14 protein-coding genes are annotated in these 19,897 nt (G+C 36.1%); 10 read left to right on the top strand and 4 right to left on the bottom strand.

What is annotated here, in order from left to right; genetic code table 11:
* Window positions 1–208: 208 nt before the first annotated feature.
* The 8 genes from ACHRV3_RS03000 (at window position 209) to ACHRV3_RS02965 (ending at window position 9,981) form a co-directional block, all read left to right on the top strand.
* Window positions 209–1,654 carry an MFS transporter gene (locus ACHRV3_RS03000; protein WP_047777229.1) on the top strand — a complete coding sequence of 482 codons (1,446 nt, stop codon included), beginning with the start codon at window positions 209–211 and terminating at the stop codon, window positions 1,652–1,654.
* A gap of 87 nt (window positions 1,655–1,741) precedes the next feature.
* A complete protein-coding gene (gene kduI, locus ACHRV3_RS02995) occupies window positions 1,742–2,578 on the top strand; it encodes a 5-dehydro-4-deoxy-D-glucuronate isomerase (protein ID WP_395435656.1) in 837 nt (278 codons plus the stop codon).
* Between the two features lie 4 nt (window positions 2,579–2,582).
* On the top strand, window positions 2,583–3,374 hold the full coding sequence (locus ACHRV3_RS02990) for a gluconate 5-dehydrogenase (protein ID WP_047777232.1): 792 nt from the start codon (window positions 2,583–2,585) through the stop codon (window positions 3,372–3,374).
* A gap of 21 nt (window positions 3,375–3,395) precedes the next feature.
* Window positions 3,396–4,802 (top strand): glucuronate isomerase, encoded by a 1,407-nt coding sequence (uxaC, locus tag ACHRV3_RS02985; RefSeq protein WP_395435657.1) that lies wholly within the window; start codon window positions 3,396–3,398, stop codon window positions 4,800–4,802.
* Window positions 4,803–4,973: 171 nt separating this feature from the next.
* Complete coding sequence (locus ACHRV3_RS02980; protein ID WP_395435658.1) at window positions 4,974–5,996, top strand: PfkB family carbohydrate kinase; 1,023 nt, start codon at window positions 4,974–4,976, stop codon at window positions 5,994–5,996.
* A 12-nt stretch (window positions 5,997–6,008) separates the two neighbouring features.
* Window positions 6,009–6,680: a bifunctional 4-hydroxy-2-oxoglutarate aldolase/2-dehydro-3-deoxy-phosphogluconate aldolase gene (locus ACHRV3_RS02975; RefSeq protein ID WP_395435659.1), complete on the top strand. Its 672-nt coding sequence runs from the start codon at window positions 6,009–6,011 to the stop codon at window positions 6,678–6,680.
* 209 nt (window positions 6,681–6,889) lie between these two features.
* A complete protein-coding gene (locus ACHRV3_RS02970; RefSeq protein WP_395435660.1) occupies window positions 6,890–8,356 on the top strand; it encodes a tagaturonate reductase in 1,467 nt (488 codons plus the stop codon).
* Window positions 8,357–8,358: 2 nt separating this feature from the next.
* Window positions 8,359–9,981 (top strand): UxaA family hydrolase, encoded by a 1,623-nt coding sequence (locus ACHRV3_RS02965; protein WP_395435661.1) that lies wholly within the window; start codon window positions 8,359–8,361, stop codon window positions 9,979–9,981.
* Between the two features lie 441 nt (window positions 9,982–10,422).
* On the opposite strand, the gene ACHRV3_RS02960 is transcribed toward ACHRV3_RS02965, so the two are convergent.
* From ACHRV3_RS02960 to ACHRV3_RS02945, 4 genes are all read right to left on the bottom strand, one after another.
* Window positions 10,423–11,388 carry an NAD-dependent epimerase/dehydratase family protein gene (locus ACHRV3_RS02960; RefSeq protein ID WP_395435662.1) on the bottom strand — a complete coding sequence of 322 codons (966 nt, stop codon included), beginning with the start codon at window positions 11,386–11,388 and terminating at the stop codon, window positions 10,423–10,425.
* Window positions 11,385–12,164, bottom strand: a complete 780-nt coding sequence (locus tag ACHRV3_RS02955; RefSeq protein ID WP_395435663.1) for an SDR family NAD(P)-dependent oxidoreductase — start codon at window positions 12,162–12,164, stop codon at window positions 11,385–11,387. The genes ACHRV3_RS02960 and ACHRV3_RS02955 overlap by 4 nt, the downstream gene beginning before the upstream one ends.
* 299 nt (window positions 12,165–12,463) lie before the next feature.
* A complete protein-coding gene (locus ACHRV3_RS02950) occupies window positions 12,464–13,558 on the bottom strand; it encodes a helix-turn-helix domain-containing protein (RefSeq protein ID WP_395435664.1) in 1,095 nt (364 codons plus the stop codon).
* A 444-nt stretch (window positions 13,559–14,002) separates the two neighbouring features.
* Entirely contained in the window at window positions 14,003–15,031 is a 1,029-nt protein-coding gene (locus ACHRV3_RS02945) for a LacI family DNA-binding transcriptional regulator (RefSeq protein ID WP_230002298.1), read from the bottom strand.
* A 285-nt stretch (window positions 15,032–15,316) separates the two neighbouring features.
* Between ACHRV3_RS02945 and ACHRV3_RS02940 the strand changes: the two genes are divergently transcribed.
* Window positions 15,317–16,756, top strand: a complete 1,440-nt coding sequence (locus tag ACHRV3_RS02940) for a glycoside hydrolase family 28 protein (protein WP_395435665.1) — start codon at window positions 15,317–15,319, stop codon at window positions 16,754–16,756.
* A 39-nt stretch (window positions 16,757–16,795) separates the two neighbouring features.
* Complete coding sequence (locus ACHRV3_RS02935; RefSeq protein ID WP_395435666.1) at window positions 16,796–19,897, top strand: SusC/RagA family TonB-linked outer membrane protein; 3,102 nt, start codon at window positions 16,796–16,798, stop codon at window positions 19,895–19,897.

Genomic DNA, 19,897 nt, shown 5'->3' with positions numbered 1-19,897 from the left:
AAGCCTAAATTAATTTTTTACGCAATTTATTTGGAATATAAAGATTTAAAGGTATATTTGTGCAATCGATTACATTTTTTTGTTTCTATTCTGGTTTTGATCCATTGAACAAAGAAGTTGTATTGCGCATAATTGATGAAGTTGAAATGTCGAGAGTTGTAAAATTTTAGAATTAACCATTACCATAAAACATACAAATTCAGTTACTATGAGCCAAACCAAAACCACAGTTGGAAATTATCGTTGGAGTATATGCGCCCTGTTATTTTTTGCAACTACTATAAATTATTTAGACAGACAAGTACTTTCTTTAACGTGGAGTGATTTTATTGCACCGGAATTTCATTGGACAAACAATGACTATGGTAATATCACCGCGTTATTTTCGATTTTTTATGCGGTATCACTTTTGTTTGCAGGAAGATTTGTAGACTGGTTAGATACTAAAAAAGGTTTTTTATGGGCTATTGGTATTTGGTCTTTTGGCGCCTGCTTGCATGCCTTTTGCGGAATTGCAACAGCCGGGATCATAGCAGGTGAATGGTTTATTGGTTTTGAAAGAGCAAAAGAAATCATCAGTACGGTAAAGGATACCGGGATGGTCATTAACGTAAGTGTGTGCTTGTTTATTTTTGCCCGTTTTGTACTGGCTATTGGAGAAGCAGGAAATTTTCCGGCGGCCATAAAAACAACCGCAGAATACTTTCCTAAAAAAGACAGAGCCTTTTCTACCAGTATATTTAATGCCGGAGCAACAGTAGGAGCCTTGGCGGCGCCAATATCAATTCCTTTTATAGCAGAGTCTTTTGGTTGGGAAATGGCTTTTATTATCATTGGGGCTCTTGGTTTTGTGTGGATGGGTTTTTGGGTATTTATGTATGATAAACCCGAAAAACACCCAAAAGTAAGTGCTGCAGAATTGGAGTACATCCAACAAGATGATGTCGCAGACAGCAAAATGGCTGGATATGTTCCTGAAACAACAACTAAAGTGTCTCTTGCCGCTTGTTTTAAATACAAACAAACCTGGGCTTTTGCATTTGGTAAATTTATGACCGATGGTGTTTGGTGGTTTTTCTTATTCTGGACCCCAGCATATTTGAGCTCTGTTTATGGAATGGATTCAACACAAGCTGCTTTACCCTTATTTGTATTGTACATGATCACCTTACTATCGATTATTGGAGGTTGGTTGCCGACTTATTTTGTGGAGAAAAAAGGAATGAATCCGTACGAAGGCAGAATGAAAGCGATGTTAATTTTTGCTTTTTTCCCGCTCTTAGCCTTAATAGCACAGCCTTTAGGACATATTAGTTATTGGATTCCCGTAATCATAATTGGTATTGCAGGAGCCGCACACCAGTCCTGGTCGGCAAATATCTTTACAACTGTTGGTGATATGTTTCCTAAAAAAGCAATTGCAACAATTACCGGAATTGGTGGTTTAGCAGGTGGAGTAGGTTCTACTTTCATTAATAAAGGATCAGGAATGTTGTTTGATTATGCCAAAGAAAGCAATATGGCCTTTATGGGCTTTCACGGAATTGAATCAGGTTATTTTATCATTTTTTCAATTTGTGCCGTTTGTTACTTAACTGGTTGGTTGGTAATGAAAACGTTAGTGCCAAAATACAGTCCAATTACAGATTTATAAAATAAAAAAAACTTTTTAAACGGTTTAAAGGATAATTTTAGAATATTATTTTAATTTTATGCAATCGATTACATTAAATTTAAAGTTATGACAAAACACAGTTCAAGATACGCGTCAAGCCCGGAAGCAGTTAAAAAATACGACACACAGCAATTAAGAGAAGAATTTTTAATTGATGACCTAATGCAGGAAGATGAGATTGTATTGGTCTACTCTCATTACGACAGATATATTGCCGGTTCAGCAGTTCCTTTAAGCGATTTGCAATTGGAAACTATTGATCCTCTTAAAGCGGGTTATTTTTTAGAACGCAGAGAGATGGGAATTATTAATGTGGGAGGCAGCGGTTCAATCGTTGTTGATGGAGTGTCTCATTCATTGGGATTTAAAGATGCTTTGTATATCGGTAGTGGTAATAAAGAGGTTGTCTTTAAAAGCGATGACCGCAAAAATCCGGCTAAATTTTACATCAACTCAGCACCGGCTCATACGAATTATCCAACGGTAAAAGTGAGCTTGGCAGAAGCCAAGAAATTAGAATTAGGCACAGTGGAAACTGCGAATCATCGCACCGTAAATCAAATGATTATTGGAGGGGTTGTAACCACTTGTCAATTGCAAATGGGGATGACGGAGTTAAGAACGGGAAGTGTTTGGAATACCATGCCGGCGCACGTTCACGATCGAAGAATGGAGGTTTATTTTTATTTGGATATTCCTGAAAATCAGGCCGTTTGTCATTTTATGGGACAACCGCAGGAAACCAGACATATCTGGATGAACAATCATCAGGCTGTAATTTCTCCGCCATGGTCTATCCATTCCGGTTCAGGAACAAGTAATTATACTTTTATCTGGGGAATGGCGGGTGAGAATTTAGATTACGGAGACATGGACGTTTGTAAAATCACAGATTTAAGATAAGAATATGGCAAATTCATTATTTGATATAGAAGGAAAAGTAGCCTTGATCACAGGAAGTACACACGGACTGGGAATGGCAATGGCAAAAGGATTAGGGAAAGCCGGAGCAACAATTGTTGTAAACGGTAATTCGTCGCAACAAAAAATTGATGATGCGGTAAAAGAACTTCAAAACGAAGGAATTAAAGCCGTTGGGTATAGATTTAATGTGACCGTAGAGGAGGAAGTTAGTGCTGCAGTTCAAAAAATTCAAAGTGAAGTAGGACCAATAGATATTCTAATAAACAATGCCGGAATTATCAAAAGAATTCCATTAATCGAAATGGAAGTGGCCGATTTTAAGGAAGTAATTGACCTCGATTTAGTAAGTCCGTTTATTGTTTCTAAACACGTTGCCAAAGGAATGATTGAACGAAGACAAGGGAAAATAATCAACATTTGTTCCATGATGAGTGAATTGGGCCGAAATACAGTAGGGGCTTATGCAGCTGCCAAAGGTGGTTTGAAAATGCTGACCAAAAATATGGCTACCGAATGGGCAAAATACAATGTTCAGATTAACGGTATTGGTCCGGGGTATTTTGCAACAGAACAAACCAAACCGATTAGAGTAGAAGGGCATCCCTTTAATGATTTTATAATTAACAGAACGCCTGCTGCGAAATGGGGAGATGCAGATGATCTGGCAGGAGCAGCGATATTTTTGTCTTCTAAAGCCAGTGATTTTGTCAACGGTCATATTTTGTATGTTGACGGTGGAATCCTTGCTACTATTGGTAAACCGGCAAACGAATAATTTTTAATTAGATAAAAAAGTATGAGTTCAAATACCACATTCATAAATGATAATTTTTTGCTTGAAAATAAATTCGCGGAAGAATTGTATCATAATTACTCAAAAAATCAACCGATAATTGATTACCACAATCATTTGTCTCCACAACATATTGCAGATAATACCATTTTTGATACGATTACAAAAGTATGGATCAATGGGGATCACTATAAATGGCGCGCCATGCGTACTTTGGGAATAAAGGAAGAATTTATTACAGGAAACGCTTCAGATAAAGATAAATTTATAAACTGGGCGAAAACCGTTCCGTATACCATGCGCAATCCTTTGTACCACTGGACGCATTTGGAATTAGCACGTTATTTTGATATTTATGATTTGTTGAATGAAAAAACAGCAGAAAAGATCTATATCGAAACGACTGAAAAAATAAACTCTGAAAGTTACAGCACGCAGAATTTGCTTAAAAAAGTAAATGCTGAACTAGTGTGTACAACCGAAGATCCTATTGATACGCTGGAGTTTCACCAAAAATTAGCTAAGAATCCGATTGGGACTAAAATGAGTACGGCTTTCAGGCCTGATAAAGCCATTCTAATTTCAAACGATGGTTATAATGCCTATCTGGACACATTAGGGGATGTGTCCGGTGTGGCGATAAATACCTATTCCGATTTATGTAGCGCTTTAAAAAAACGAATCAAGTTTTTTAGCCAAAATGGCTGTAAACTAAGCGATCATGGATTAGATCAGATCTATTTTGAAGAATTTACGGAAACGGAGATCAATACGGTTTTCAAAAAGAAAAGAGAAAACAGAATTATTACTCCTGAAGAAGCTTTAAAATTCCAAAGTGCCATCTTGCTCTTTTTAGCAGAAATGTATCATGAGGAAGGATGGGTACAGCAATTTCACTTAGGTGCTTTGCGCAACAATAATGCACGCATGCACAAAATTTTAGGTCCGGATACTGGTTGGGATTCGATTGGAGATTATCCGCAAGCACAAAAACTTTCGTCTTTTTTAAATGCTTTGGACAGCAAAGATAAATTGACTAAAACAATCATTTATAATTTAAATCCGGCAGACAATGAAGTCATGGCAACCATGATTGGAAACTTTAATGACGGAAGTAGTAAAGGAAAAGTACAATTTGGATCAGGTTGGTGGTTTTTAGATCAGAAAGACGGAATGACAAAACAATTGAACGCCCTATCAAATATGGGATTAATTAGTTGTTTCGTTGGAATGTTAACCGATTCAAGAAGCTTTTTGTCTTTTCCAAGACATGAATATTTCAGACGTATTCTTTGTAATCTTTTAGGTGACGAAATCAAAAGAGGAGAACTTCCAAATGATATGGAATGGATTGGAAAATTGGTACAGGACATCTCTTATAACAATGCAAAAGAATATTTTAAATTTTAAGTTTTTAGATTATTAAGAGAATAAGTTTTATTTAGAAAAAAGAATAACCGCAAGGGTTTACGCAAGGTTCGCAAAGATTTACACCAGGTTCACAAAGTTTTAAATCCTTTTAATTCTGTTAATCTGTGGCAAAAAAAAAGAAGTTATCTGCGGTAAAATAATTAGAATAATATGAATAAAATAGTTGCATTCGGAGAAATAATGTTACGACTTTCGACAGAGCGACATTTGCGTTTTTCGCAAGCTAAAGCTTTTGGAGCTTCTTATGGAGGAGGTGAATTTAATGTTTGCGTTTCACTGGCGAATTACGGTCTGAATGCAGAATTTGTAACCCGTTTACCCGAAAATGAAATCGGAGGTTCGGCATTAAAAGAAATGCGAAAAATGAACGTTGAGTCAAAAAATATAATTTTTGGAGGAGAACGTTTAGGTATCTATTTTCTGGAAACCGGAGCCGGAACACGTGGAAGCAATGTGGTTTATGATCGGGCACACAGTTCAATGGCAACCATTGAAAAAGGGAGTATTGACTGGGAAAAAGTATTAGAAGGTGCAACCTGGTTTCACTGGAGCGGAATTACACCTGCCATCTCTGAAACTGCCGCCGAAGCTTGTCTGGAAGCGATTAAAGTTGCACATAAATTGGGAATCACGATTTCATGTGATTTAAATTACAGATCCAAATTATGGCAGTATGGTAAAACGCCGAGTAAGGTTATGCCCGAGCTGCTAAAATACAGTAATGTGATTTTGGGAGATATTGATACCGCGTATTTTATGTTAGGAATTCCAAAAGTAAATCCAAACTATCAGGATGAGAAAACGCTTCCTGCGTTGTATACGAAACTCTTTGATTTCATTCCGAATTTAAAAATTGCAGCGACCACACTCCGTTATTCGGTTAGTGCCTCTCACCAAAGAATTGGCGGGATTTTGTTTGATGGAAAAGCGATTTACAATGCTGCTGTCAAAGAAGTAACTCCTGTTGTAGATCGAGTTGGTAGTGGTGATGCCTTTATGGGCGGATTGATTTATGGTCTATGCGAATATCAGAACAACAACCAGAGAGCTTTAGATTTTGCAGTAGCAGCTTGTTGTTTAAAACACACTATTTCGGGAGATTATAATTTGGTGACCTTAAAAGAAGTAGAGAATATGGTTGATGGTGATGCTACAGGTTTGGTATCAAGATAATTAAAATAAAAAATGGCAAAATATTCAAGAATTGAAGTGGCTTCGCAAATGAAAGAAAACGGTATGGTTCCGCTCTTTTTTCATACGGATATCGAAGTGAGTAAAAAAGTATTAAAAGCTTGTTATGATGGTGGTGCAAGGTTAATGGAATTTACAAGCCGTGGCGACTTTGCCTTTGAGGTATTTGGCGCTTTAAATAAATATGCATTGGCTGAATTACCGGGAATGATGTTGGGCGTAGGATCGGTTACAGACGCAGCAGCAACGTCTTTATACCTGCAGTTAGGAGCTAATTTTATTGTGACTCCTGTTTTTAGAGAAGATATTGCAATTGTCTGTAATCGTCGTAAAGTATTATGGTTACCGGGTTGCGGGACACTTACCGAGATTGCCAAAGCCGAAGAATTAGGATGTGAAATCGTAAAATTATTCCCGGCAGATATCTATGGACCGGAATTTATAAAAGCAATAAAAGGCCCTTGTCCTTGGACAAGTATTATGCCCACAGGAGGTGTTTTACCAACGGTAGAAAGTCTGACTTCGTGGCTCGATGCCGGTGCGGTTTGTGTTGGCTTGGGGTCACAGTTAATCTCAAAAGAGATGCTTGATAGGAATGACTTTGAGGGTTTAAAAAACAAAGTAAGTGAGGTTCTCGCGATCATCAAAAAGATAAAAAACAAATAGTACGATTATAACAGTTCCCTGTTCGACGAGTCGTTTTTTGGAGTTTTAGTTATTGTAATAGAACATTACACTTGTAAAATAAATCTTGTGAATCCTCACGACAAGATTTATTTCTCACTCAGGTGTGATGTTTCTTTTACAATTTAAAAAACATAAAAATCAGACTAGGAGATTGTTAGGGGAATTGATAAAGTGATAAAGAATTAAAAATGGAAAAAATAAACAGATCAAATGCGAAGTTAACAGCGAAACTTCCAATCAAGATTGTGCAATTTGGAGAGGGTAATTTTTTAAGGGCTTTTGTAGAATTTGCTATTCAAAAGCTCAATCAGAAGGCGGATTTTAATGCCGGTATTGCTGTGGTACAACCGATCGATAAAGGCTTGGTTCCGATGATTAATGCACAGGACGGTTTGTATACTTTATTTATGAAAGGGGTTAAAAAAGGGCAGGAAATTCAGGAAAAAGAATTGATTACCAATATTGTAAAAGCAATTGATCCGTATGCTTCTTTTCAAGATTTTTTGGCTTTGGCCAGAGAAGAAGAATTGGCTTTTATTATATCCAATACAACCGAAGCCGGTATAGAATATATCGCATCTGATCTTCCGACTATGCAGCCTCCGGTGTCTTTTCCCGCGAAATTAACGGTGCTTTTACACGAAAGATTTAAACATTTTAATGGAGAAGCTTCGAAAGGATTGACCATTATTCCTTGCGAACTGATCAATTACAATTCGGATACGTTAAAAGAAATTGTTCTAAAATATGCTATTGAATGGAAATTGGAGCAGGACTTTGTTTTTTGGGTCATCAACAACTGCTCCTTCCATAATACTTTGGTAGATCGAATTGTTCCGGGTTATCCAAGGGATCAAATCGAAGCATACAACAGTCAGTTGTCTTATAAAGATGATTTGATTGTAAGTGCGGAAAGTTTCTTCTTGTGGGTAATTGAAGGTGATGATGCTTTGAAGGCAAAACTTCCGTTTGAGAAGACCGATTTAGACGTAAAGATAGTCAAGGATATGCAGCCGTATCGTACGCGAAAAGTGAGAATTTTAAATGGAGCCCATACCGCTATGGTACCTTTCTCGTTGCTTTACGGAAACGAAACAGTTAAAGAAACGGTAGATAATACCTTCACGGGTGAATTTGTAAACAAAGCCGTTTTCGAAGAGATCAATGAAACCTTGGCTATGGATCCAGCCGAACTGGCCAGTTTTGCCGAGGAAATTTTAGATCGTTTCAGAAATCCTTTTATCAAACATTTATTGTCTTCGATCGCTTTAAATTCGATTTCTAAATTCAAAGTACGTGTTTTACCAAGTTTGACGGAGTATGTTGCTATTCATAAAAAGTTGCCGGTTCATTTAACGTATGCATTTGCCTGCTTAATTCGTTTTTATAAAGGAACCTGGAATGGACAAAATCTGCCAATAAACGACAGTGAAGACATTATTACTTTTTTTAATGAGGTCTGGAAATCAAATGACTATAATGAAATTGCAACACTCACTTTGCAAAATAAAAGTTTCTGGGATGAAGATTTGACTACGATTCCAACTTTGACAGAAACTATTGCTGAAGCCTTAAAAGAAATAGATGAAAATGGTATCGAACAAGGTTTTACCAATTTTAAAAAACAGATAAATTCAGGAACTTACATACAATAGTTATGGAAACGCAAAAAAAAATAATAAAAGTTAATCCTACCGATAATGTAGCGGTCGCTTTAGTAAACCTGACAGCAGGGGAACTGATTCATTTTGAAGGAGAAACGATTGCAATTGGTTCTGATGTAAAAGCCAAACACAAAATTGCTTTAACTCCGCTTAATACAGGCGACAGGATTATTATGTACGGTGTTCTGGTAGGAAAGTCAAGTGAAAGAATAGAAAAAGGAGGCTTGCTTTCTACATTAAACGTAAAACACGAAAGTGATAAGGTAACTGGCAAAACGGAAACGATTGGTTGGACCGCACCCAATATTGACAAATGGAAAGACAGAACTTTTCTGGGTTACCACAGAGAAGACGGACAAGTTGGAACCGAAAATGTATGGTTGTTTTTTCCTTTGGTTTTTTGTGAAAACAGAAATATCGAGATCTTAAAAGATATTTTCGAAAAGGAATTAATGAAACCTAAAGAAAATGACTATCAGCTTTTACTTCGCTCTTTAGTAAGTAAAGAAAGCGGAGTGGATAACAAGGAGGGAAAAGCAAGCAATGCGGATTTATTCAACAATATAGAGGTAAAATTTATTACGCATCAGGGTGGTTGTGGCGGAATTCGTCAGGATTCGCACAGTCTGGCTAAGTTATTGGCCGGATATGTCAACAATCCGAATGTGGCAGGAGCTACGGTTTTGAGTTTAGGTTGTCAAAATCTTCAAATTCAAATTTTTAAAGATGCATTGAATGAAATTAATCCAGACAGTAAAAAACCGGTTTTAATTTACGATCAGCAGCAAATAGGAACGATTGAAGCCATGCTTAGCAGTGTTGTGAAAGATACTTTTGAAGAAATCAAAAAAGCAAATGAATTAAAACGAACGCCGGCACCCTTATCAAAATTGAAAATTGGTTTGGAATGTGGTGGCTCTGACGGGTTCTCCGGAATTTCAGCCAATCCAACATTAGGAGTTACTTCCGATTTGCTGGCTGCTTTAGGAGGAACTACCATTCTTTCTGAGTTTCCGGAATTATGTGGTGTAGAGCAAGAGTTGGTCAACCGTTGTGTAGAAGAAGAGGGAGGAAAACGTTTCTTGGATTTGATGCAATGGTACGAAAAAACAGTTGTGGATGCAGGTTCCGGATTTGATATGAATCCGTCCCCCGGTAATATAAAAGACGGTTTGATTACAGATGCCATGAAATCTGCAGGAGCTGCCAAAAAAGGAGGAACCTCACCAATAGTTGGAGTTTCGGACTATGGAGAATACATTACAAAACCGGGATTAAATTTACTTTGCACCCCCGGAAATGATGTGGAATGTACGACCGCAATGGTAGGATCCGGAGCCAATATGGTTTTGTTTACCACCGGTTTAGGAACACCAACAGGAAACCCAATCGCACCCGTTGTAAAAATTTCATCCAACACAGAATTGGCGAAGAAAATGTCTGACATTATCGATATCGACACCGGAGGAATTATTACAGGTGAAAAAACAATTGATGAAATGGCTGATGAAATGTTAGAATTTATCATTGACGTAGCCAGCGGTACCATCAAAACCAAAGCAGCAATTCTAAATCAAAACGATTTTATTCCCTGGAAACGCGGAGTTTCTTTGTAGAGTTTAAACCATATAAGTGATGTAAGTTCATTGAAGTTTGCGCCGTAATAAAGCTTTTATTCGTAGTATATTTAAATGCTGTTTTCAAATTAGTTAATAGATGTTTTTTGAATAGTAGTTGATTAAAACCCAATATCATTAAGTTAAGAGTTTTTTCACGGAGATTTTGCAGATTTTGCGGATTTTTTTGTTTCTGCTAAAATCTGCGTGAGACTTTTTTTTAAGCAATCCTTAACTTAATGACATTGGGTTTTAATCAAAGAATTAAAAAGGCATTGATAGAGGCTTTAGCCAAAATTTTACACTTAAAGTTTTTAGCTAAAGCCTATTGAATCAAATATCAGGATAATTTTTATAGACAGTTTTTCTAAGCGCATTTCGGCAAAACTTATATTTTCTTACATCACTTATATGGTTTAAAAATATATGGTTAAAAAAAAACTATTTTTTTGAATTAAAATAGTCTACTGCTTCAAATAGTGCATTTTCAATAGGGCTGTATTGCATTTTGAGTTGTTCTTTGGATTTTTTGTTGCAGTAATAATTGTTTACACACAGGATTCGGGTATTGACGAGACTTAGACTTGTTTGTATTGAAAAAAAGCGGACTGTACTTCCCATAAACCCTAAGGCAATCAATATAAATTTTGGCAAAGGAATTAAAAATTGCTTTCGATTTTGCTGTGTTCTAAGTTGCTCAAAAAAATGTTTATAAGAGAGATTTTCTCCTGCAATCAGATATTTTTCTCCTGTGCTTCCACTTTCAAAGCTATTAATGATAGCGCTGACAACATCTTTTACAGCCACAAAATTTTTGCCTCCGGGCGGATAAAAGACAACCTTTTTACCTAAACTCATCAGAATAATTTTTCCTGAACTCGGCTTACTGTCGTAGGGACCAATCATAAAAGTTGGATTTAAAATTTTTACCGCCATGTTTTTTGCATTCTTCAATACATATTCTTCTGCTTTAAGTTTGGTTTTTGCATAAGCTAACCGCGAGAAGGGACTTCTGATTTTTCGGGATTCATTTCCTAAGCTTGCAAGAGAGCCGTAACCAATAGTGTTGGCGGTACTAATGAAAATAAATTGTTTCACCTGTTGTTTTCGGGCGCTTTTAAATAATAACACTGTGGCGTCATAATTTATCTTTTCATAATCGGAATAGCGAATAAGATTTGTAGCCGTTTCGGCAGCGATATGAATCACGATTTCAATGTTTTCAAGGTATTCGGTAAGATCAGCGTGCAGATTAGATTTTATTAATTTTAGATTGGAATTTCTGTTGCCAATATATTTATCAGGATCTCTTGCGATCGCGGTGATTTGGTAGTTTTGAAGTAACAATTCGTTGGCCAGATTAGTTCCTAGTAATCCGGTTATTCCGGTCATAAAAACTCTTTTCATAAGACTAATTCCTTTTTAATTTTATTGGAGAGCATTGGCAGTTTGAACCAAACAGGTAAAATTTTCAGAAAAAGCCAGCTAAATTGATTGACCATAATTACAGTATCTCTTTTCTCTAAGCGGTTCAGACAAAAAACGGCGACCTGATCAGGATCTAAGGAGGTCATTTTGGCAAAGAATCCCTGACTTTCAATTCTCTTTGTTACCTCGTCATTTGTTTTCATCGGACCAGGATTTACAACACTCACAAAAACATTTGTATCTTTTAGTTCTTCATATAAACCTCGTGAAAAGGAGTATACAAAAGCCTTTGAGGCTGGATACACTGTTTTGTAAGCAATAGGAGAAAAGGCAGCAAGACTGGAAATATTTAAAATATAGGCTTTATGGTGTCGCTGTAAATTGGGCAAGACCTGATGCGTCAACAAAGAAGTGGCCATGACATTAAGCTGAATAATATTGTCGAGATAGTGTACACCAGCCTTCTCAAATTCTTTTGTACCACCTATTCCGGCATTATTAATTAACATTTTTAGGTTGAAATTGTCGTTGATCCAACTGGCTAGTTTTAGCACATTACTTTTTCGGGTAAGATCAATCTCAAAACTGTGGATTTTGATCTTAAAACGACTTTGTAATTCCATACACAATTCCCGCAAGTTTTGATTGGGTAAACTCACCAGAATTAAGTTCTCATTTCTTTGCGCAAGTTCAAAGGCAAACGATTTTCCTAAACCCTGACTTGCTCCGGTTACTACAGTATACAACTCTTTCATTTGTTTGTGATTTAAGGTGTAAAAGTAGATTCGATAATTGGGTAAAAGGTTCGGATTTATCTATCGGAACCTATTTTAATGTTTAATAGTAAACTCTTTGAGGGTAATTTAATTTTACCACATAGAGTCATAGTTTGCATAGCTAATAAAAAGGGCGTTTCACTTCAAATAAAACACATAAGACTATGTGTAAAAACTATGTTTTTATTTAAACAGCATAAATTGTAAAGCCCAAATCTATGTGTCTATGTGTTAAATAGTATTGATCCGAACCGGCTCTAATTGTTACCAGCAGTAGTTTATTGTCTTGAATGCTTTTTTCGGTAATCGGAAGGCGTTTCACCGGTCATTTTTTTGAATGTAGTATTAAAAGAAGTCTTAGAATTGAATCCCGCATCATAACCAACAGCTAAGATCGTAAATTTATCATTATCCTGTTTTTCGAGTAGTTCTTTTGCTTTTTGAACCCTGAATTTGTTGACGAAGTAGAAAAAATTCTCATCAAATCCGTTGTTGATGATATAAGAGAGTTGATGTCCGGAAAGCCCAAGCATATCTGATAATTTGATTAGATTAAGTTCGGTATCTAAATAAGGTTTTTCTTCGGACATCAATTGTAGTAACTTATTCTTGTAAAGCACTAATTCTTTATCATCAAACAGCTTGTTTTTCGGAGTACTACCTTCGTATTGCGCTGTAAAAATTTCGGTTTCTTTTTCGGGAACATACCCAACTGGAAACAACTCCTTTTGTTTGATTGAATTATAAGCCACAAAATAAACCGTGCCCAAAAAGAATAAATTGATATAGGTATTTAACGGTCCATTTGGAACTAAAATGGTATAAAGAATGGTTGCCAAAGCAGACAGAACCAAACAGTAGATAATGTACTTGATCCAATTGAGGCTAATTAATTCCTTATTGGATGAAAAAATCTCAATGTCCTTTTGATGTTTAAGTATTCTTCTAAATGATAATTGCAGATAATACAAAGCGTGCAGTGGAGAAACACAACTAATCCATAAATTAATAAGTGTTTTGTCTAACAAGGATCGAAACAGGATAAGAATTAAAAAAAGCAGCGGTACAACAAGAAATCGCAAGTCACGAAATGTTATTTTGTAATTCGGACTGGTATAAAATACAATGCTGAAATAGAAAGGAATAGGGGTGAATAATTGAACAAAGCGTATAATGTAAAAGATAAAATCTCCTTTCTCTAAATGACTGGCAAAGAGCAGCTCATCTAACCAGAAACTCGACCAAAGCAACAAGAAAATTCCAAAAGAGATATTCGCCTTCCGATTTGCAGCATCAACATTGCTTAATTTGAGAAACGACAACAAAGTCAATCCTCCCACAATAAAAATAGTCGTTAATAGATTAATATTCATTTGCAGTGACACTTATCGTTGGCGTAACAAAAGTAATTTTTTATGCCGTTGGTTGCGAAATTTATTTATGAAATTTATGCTCAAAGGATTGCTTTAAAATTCATAATACAACTCATTCATTTTTAACTGACCTTGTGTAGTTCTATTGAGAGTTGTTTAACACATAGACACATAGATTTAGAATGGACAGTTTAAGGAGTTTCAGGAAAATCAAGATTTTCTCAAATAATCTTATGTGTTTTATTTGAAGTGAAACGTCTTTTTTTAGGCTTTGTGAGCTATGTCTCTATGTGTTAAAATGAATTACGCCCAACTAAAGCCCCCAAATAACGCAAGGCAATTACACCTCATAACTACAATGAACTTACATCACTTATATGTTTAAAAAAAAAGAACCCAATAAACATTGAAGTTATTGGGTTTATTATTCGAAGGAGTATTTCACTAAGAGACAGTTCGGGAAGACGATTTCCGAATATGTAACTCCGGAGCCAAAACAACCTTTTTCTCAATTTTGATCGTATCCGTTTTATCTACCTGTTCTAAGAAAACGCGAGCAGACATTTTTCCCATTTCAAGAGGAGACTGATCGACAGAAGTAATTGACAATTCCATGAACTTAGTAAAAGGCTCATTACTAAAACCAGCCACACAAAACTCTTCCGGAATGCTAATATTTTTTTCTTTTAATACCTGAATAGCTCCTAAAGCCGCAAAGTCACTCGATGAAAAGATAGCGTCAGGCGGAGTTTCTAATTGTAATAAGACATTTACAGCTTCCTTACCGGAATCTAAAGCACTTTTTGTACGAATAACATATGCTTCGTTAAAAGGCATTCCATGATCTGATAAAGCTTGCTTGTAGCCCAAAAACCTGTTTTTAAAGATTTCCAGAGACAAATCTCCTGAAAAATGAGCAATAGCTTTACAGCCTTCATCAATCAGATGTTTGGTGGTCATGTATCCACCTTTAAAGTCATTGATGGTAACAGAACTGACACCATCTATATGTTTACTTCTGTCAAAAAATACCAAGGGTACATTTTTATTTAATACATACTGAAAAGCAGCCGTATTTTCGTTTGCCACATCGGTAACAGACATTAAAATACCATCTACCTGAGCATCTATTAACGTATATAAGTTTTCACTTTCTCTTTTAGGATCTTCATGTGTCTGGCAAATGATGACCTGATAACCATGCGGATGTAATTCTTCTTCAATACCTCTGATTACCGACGCAAAAAAGTTGCTGTCAATGCGCGGAACAATTACTCCTATATTATTACTACGGCCACTTTTTAAGGCTAAAGCAAGTTTGTTTTGCTTGTAATTCATCGAAGCTGCCGTTTTGAGTACTAACTCACGTGTGCTTTCTTTTATTTTCGGATTGTTGTTTAACGCTCTGGAAACGGTTGCAGCGGTGATATTCAATTTCTTGGCAATATCGTAAATGGTTATTTTTTCGCTCATTCAATAGGTTTTCAAGTTAGTTACTGGACAAAAGTACATTTTTTTTGTATAACAATTATTTAATGTTATCGATTACCAATATTTATATCTTAACGATTTGCAGTACTACAATGATAATAAATTATGCGTTTTTTTACATTAAGTGTAAATATAATTGGTAATAAAAATTAAATATATAAATTTTTTCTAAATAAATTTGGTGCAATCAAAGTATTTTTTTACTTTCGTGTAATCGATTACATAAAACTTACAATTGTTGCTGAAAAATAAAAAAATACGCCATAAATGATTGCAAATAAATCTATAGTGTCACAATTAACAACCGTTCTTGGTTTGATTTCCGTATTGTTTTTATCCTGTGGAAAACAGCCTCTAAATTCATCTGAAGTTGATCCATGGAAAAAAATGGAATTAATAGTAAAGAGTATTCCTGAAACGCATTTTTCTAATAAAAGCTATTCGGTAAATGATTTTGGTGCTGTTGGAGATGGAAAAACGTCAAATACGCTGGCTTTCGAAAAAGCAATTAAAGAGTGTGCTAAAAACGGAGGAGGTATTGTACTCGTTCCAAACGGAAAATACCTAACCGGACCGATACATTTAGAAAGTAATGTAAATCTGCATTTAGAAGATCAGGCTGAAATTCTTTTTAGTACAGATCCAAAAGAATATCCACTGGTTCATACTTCATGGGAAGGGACAGAATTAATGAATTATTCACCTCTTATTTATGCGAAGAACAAAACCAATGTCGCGATTACCGGAAAAGGAACTCTTAACGGTCAGGCGAATAATAGTAACTGGTGGGTTTGGTCCGGAGGTAAGGAGTATGGATGGAAAAAAGGGATTCCGTCGCAAAATGACCCGCAGAATCGAGAAGTATTGATTGATATGGCTGAAAAAGGAGTTCCGGTCTCCGAAAGAGTCTTTGGTGAAGGACGTTATTTACGCCCCAGTTTTATTGAATTCTTCGAATGTAACACCGTGCTCCTAAAAGATATTAAAATTATAAACGCGCCTTTTTGGATTGTACATCCGATAAAATCGAATAACATGATTATCGACGGTCTGACGATAAACAGTCACGGTCCTAATAATGATGGTTGTGATCCGGAATACTCTCAAAATATAATCATTAGAAATTGCACGTTCAACACGGGTGACGATTGCATTGCCATAAAATCCGGCAGAGATGCTGATGGAAGAAGGGTCGCAATTCCGAGTAAAAATATTATCGTTCAAAATTGCAAAATGATAGACGGTCATGGTGGTGTTGTAATGGGAAGCGAAATCTCCGCAGGTGTCAACAATGTCTTTGTTGAAAATTGCAGCATGGACAGTCCAAATCTGGATCGCGCCATCCGAATCAAAACCAACTCGAAACGCGGTGGTACAACAGAAGATATCTATGTCAGAAATATTGAAGTAGGAACGGTACGCGAATGCGTGTTGAGAGCAACGATGACGTACAATGTGTATGGTGGTCAGGAAGGAAAATTTATACCGTCCATCAGAAATATCAGTCTGGAAAATATTAAAGTAAAAAACGGAGGTAGATATGGGATTCTGGCTGACGGTTACAAAGAATCACCAATAGAAAATATCACGTTGAAAAATGTGGTAATAGAAAAAGTAGATTCCCTCTATTCCCTTAAAAATGTCAAAAACGTAAACTTTTTAAATACTTATATCAATGGAAAAAAAGTAGAATCGATTAAAAATTAAAAGCTAATAACTATCAATTAACCAAACCATTAAAAAAAAATGAGCATAAAAAAACTATTAAAGAGAAAGAGAAAATACAGCATTGTATTTTTATTTTTCCTGAATTTAATATTAGGGACTCAGCTGTATGCCCAGAATAGTCAGGAAATCACATTGGAAGGGAAAATTACAGATGCAGCAGGTCTTTCTTTACCGGGAGTAAATATTCTCGAAAAAGGGACTAAAAATGGAGTGTCAACAGATTTTGAAGGAACTTATAAAATAAAAGTCAGTAGCAGTAAAGCGGTATTGAATATTAGTTTTATAGGATTTCAAACACAGGAGATTACGGTAGGAGGAAAAACAAATATTAACGTAAGCCTTGTCGAAGATACAAATGCCTTAAAAGAAGTTGTTGTAGTTGGGTACGGTACCGTAAAAAAGACCGATCTGACTGGTTCAGTAGGAACATTGGATGCGAAAGCGATCACTGAAAAAAATACGACCAATGTACTGGAAGGAATACAAGGAAATGTAGCCGGAGTTCAGATCAATGCTTCAACGGGACGTTTGGGAGATCCTTTCACAATTGCAATTAGAGGAAAAAGTTCCTTTTCGGGAGGAGCAACACCTTTGTTTGTAGTAGATGGAGTTCCAACGGACGGAATTGACTTTCTAAACCCACAAGACATTGCGAGAATTGATATCTTAAAAGATGCTTCTTCCACAGCGATTTATGGTTCACGTGGTACCAATGGAGTTGTTATCGTAACTACTAAAAGTGGATCAACAGCTAAAGCCGGAATGACGGTTTCTATTGATTCTTACATTGGAGGAAAACAAGTTGCGAGATTGCCTAAAATGATGAGTGGACAAAAATGGTGGTTGTACCATCAGTCGGCTTATTTAACGACAGCTAAGAAAGATCCGATTACGGGAACCGTTACACCGGCGACTTTAAATGCTACCGTTATAGGTACACAAAACTCATTACTTGCCGAAAGAGTAGCTAACAATGATACTTTTGACTGGTACGATGCCGTACTTAAAGATGGTATTCAACAAAATAATTACGTGTCAATTTCTGGTCGCGGTGATAGTGGATTAGCGTATAATTTAGGTATTGGTTTGCAAAATGAAACTGGAAATGTTGAGAATGAATCTCTAGACAAATACAGTTTTAAAGTGGGTTTGACACACAAACTAAACGATAAATTTACAGTTGGAACCAATTTGACACTGACCAAAACAAATCAGGAATTAGGAAGTGCTTTGGCTATGCAGGAAGCTTTCAGATTAAGTCCGTTTTACACGCCTTATGATTTGCATGGGAACTTATTTCCATTACCGGGAAAATTGACAGACGATTCAGGTGCTTTCTTAATTAATAAAACAAGTACTTATAATCCGTTATTGGAAATTGCCAATTCAACCAATGAAATTGCAAGATGGAACGGTGTAGGTAATGTATTTGTAGAATATAAACCAATATCATGGCTTACTTTTAAATCGACTTATGCGGTTGGTTACGATCACGCCAGACAAGGACAGGCGTGGGGAGCTTTAACCAATACAGGTGTTGCTAACAGAAATTTACCTTCGGCTTCGGTTAATGAAAAAGGAAATTTCAATTCAACTTGGGACAATCAGTTTACGATTAACTATGATTTAAATAAGGATCATTCTTTTACCTTATTAGGTCTTCAAAGTATGTATTATGATAAAACAGAAACCACTTCGGCAAGTTCTACAGATCAGCCATTTGATTTGGGATTTGACAATTTAGGTTCAGGGAAACAATCGACTTTTTTAGTAGGTTCAAGTTATCTTAAAAGTACTTTACTTTCTTATGCGTTACGTTTAAATTACAGTTATAAAGGACGTTACTTATTGACTTTGTCAGACAGATGGGATGGTTCTTCCCGATTTGCAGACAATAACAAATGGGGTTCATTTCCTTCAGCGGCATTCGCATGGAGAGTAGTGGATGAGAGTTTTATGAAAACCCAACAAGTTGTTTCCGATTTAAAACTTAGAACAAGTTACGGTTATACCGGTAACAATAAGGTAGCCGCTTATTCTACTATTAACAAATTAGATCAGCAAACGTATTACGATTACAATAATACAACGGCAAACGGATGGTTGCAAGGGAAACCGGCCAACAAAGAATTAGGTTGGGAGAAAATGAGAGAGTTTAACGTTGGATTGGATTTCGGATTTTTAAACAATAGAATTACAGGTAGCGTAGATGTGTACGATAGACTTTCTACCGATTTGTTATTAGACCAAAAATTAGTGGTTGAAAACGGATACACGAATTACACCAACAACATTGGTTCAGTAAGTAACAAAGGGATAGAAGTATTGCTAACCACAAAAAACATCAATACCGATTTTGTGAAATGGGAAACTACTTTCGTTTTTTCAAAAAACAACAACAAAATTGTATCGGTTTACGACAAAGAAAATGATGATGTAGGGAACAATTTGTTTATTGGTGAATCAATAGACGCTATTTACAATTATAAATTTACAGGAATCTGGCAAGCCAATCAAGCTGCCGAAGCCGCATCTTATGGACAAAGTGAAGGTCAGGCAAGAGTAGAAGACGTAAATGGTGACGGAAAAATTACAACAGACGACAGACAAATTTTGGGTCACGCCAATCCGGATTGGACAGGCAGTATTTCAACAAAATTGAATGTAGGTAATTTTGATTTATCAGCTTCAGCAATTATCAGCGAAGGATCGTATGTATTTAGCCCTTACCACGCCAACTTTACGAATGTATTTGACAGAGGTCGTCAGAAAGCTGATATTGACTGGTATATTCCGGCAAATGACGCAGGCTTACCAGCGAATGCTTCTAACCAATATCCAATGGCATTTAACGAAGGTACTTATTGGAATTCTAATGGTGTAGGTTATTACAGAGACAACTCTTTTGTGAAAATTAAAAATATTGCTTTAGGATATACTTTTAAACCAAGCGTTATTGAGAAATTTAAAATGAAATACCTGCGTTTTTATGTAAATGTTTTAAATCCATTTGTATTCACCAAGTATGATGGTTACGATCCGGAATGGGCTGCAGCAGGATTTGGTGTAGGTCGTGTAGCATCGATTACGTATCAAATGGGAATGAGTGTTAAATTTTAA

Origin of the sequence: Flavobacterium sp. FlaQc-49 (genome assembly GCF_044005985.1) — a bacterium.
Lineage (GTDB): Bacteria > Bacteroidota > Bacteroidia > Flavobacteriales > Flavobacteriaceae > Flavobacterium > Flavobacterium cupriresistens.
Note: the sequence above shows the minus strand (reverse complement) of the source record. Positions and strands in the feature narration are given on the sequence as shown.

Coding starts and splice junctions, on each gene's coding strand:
- ACHRV3_RS03000 (WP_047777229.1), top strand. CDS start 209: ATGAGCCAAACCAAAACCACAGTTGGAAATTATCGTTGGAGTATATGC.
- kduI (WP_395435656.1), top strand. CDS start 1,742: ATGACAAAACACAGTTCAAGATACGCGTCAAGCCCGGAAGCAGTTAAA.
- ACHRV3_RS02990 (WP_047777232.1), top strand. CDS start 2,583: ATGGCAAATTCATTATTTGATATAGAAGGAAAAGTAGCCTTGATCACA.
- uxaC (WP_395435657.1), top strand. CDS start 3,396: ATGAGTTCAAATACCACATTCATAAATGATAATTTTTTGCTTGAAAAT.
- ACHRV3_RS02980 (WP_395435658.1), top strand. CDS start 4,974: ATGAATAAAATAGTTGCATTCGGAGAAATAATGTTACGACTTTCGACA.
- ACHRV3_RS02975 (WP_395435659.1), top strand. CDS start 6,009: ATGGCAAAATATTCAAGAATTGAAGTGGCTTCGCAAATGAAAGAAAAC.
- ACHRV3_RS02970 (WP_395435660.1), top strand. CDS start 6,890: ATGGAAAAAATAAACAGATCAAATGCGAAGTTAACAGCGAAACTTCCA.
- ACHRV3_RS02965 (WP_395435661.1), top strand. CDS start 8,359: ATGGAAACGCAAAAAAAAATAATAAAAGTTAATCCTACCGATAATGTA.
- ACHRV3_RS02960 (WP_395435662.1), bottom strand. CDS start 11,388: ATGAAAAGAGTTTTTATGACCGGAATAACCGGATTACTAGGAACTAAT.
- ACHRV3_RS02955 (WP_395435663.1), bottom strand. CDS start 12,164: ATGAAAGAGTTGTATACTGTAGTAACCGGAGCAAGTCAGGGTTTAGGA.
- ACHRV3_RS02950 (WP_395435664.1), bottom strand. CDS start 13,558: ATGAATATTAATCTATTAACGACTATTTTTATTGTGGGAGGATTGACT.
- ACHRV3_RS02945 (WP_230002298.1), bottom strand. CDS start 15,031: ATGAGCGAAAAAATAACCATTTACGATATTGCCAAGAAATTGAATATC.
- ACHRV3_RS02940 (WP_395435665.1), top strand. CDS start 15,317: ATGATTGCAAATAAATCTATAGTGTCACAATTAACAACCGTTCTTGGT.
- ACHRV3_RS02935 (WP_395435666.1), top strand. CDS start 16,796: ATGAGCATAAAAAAACTATTAAAGAGAAAGAGAAAATACAGCATTGTA.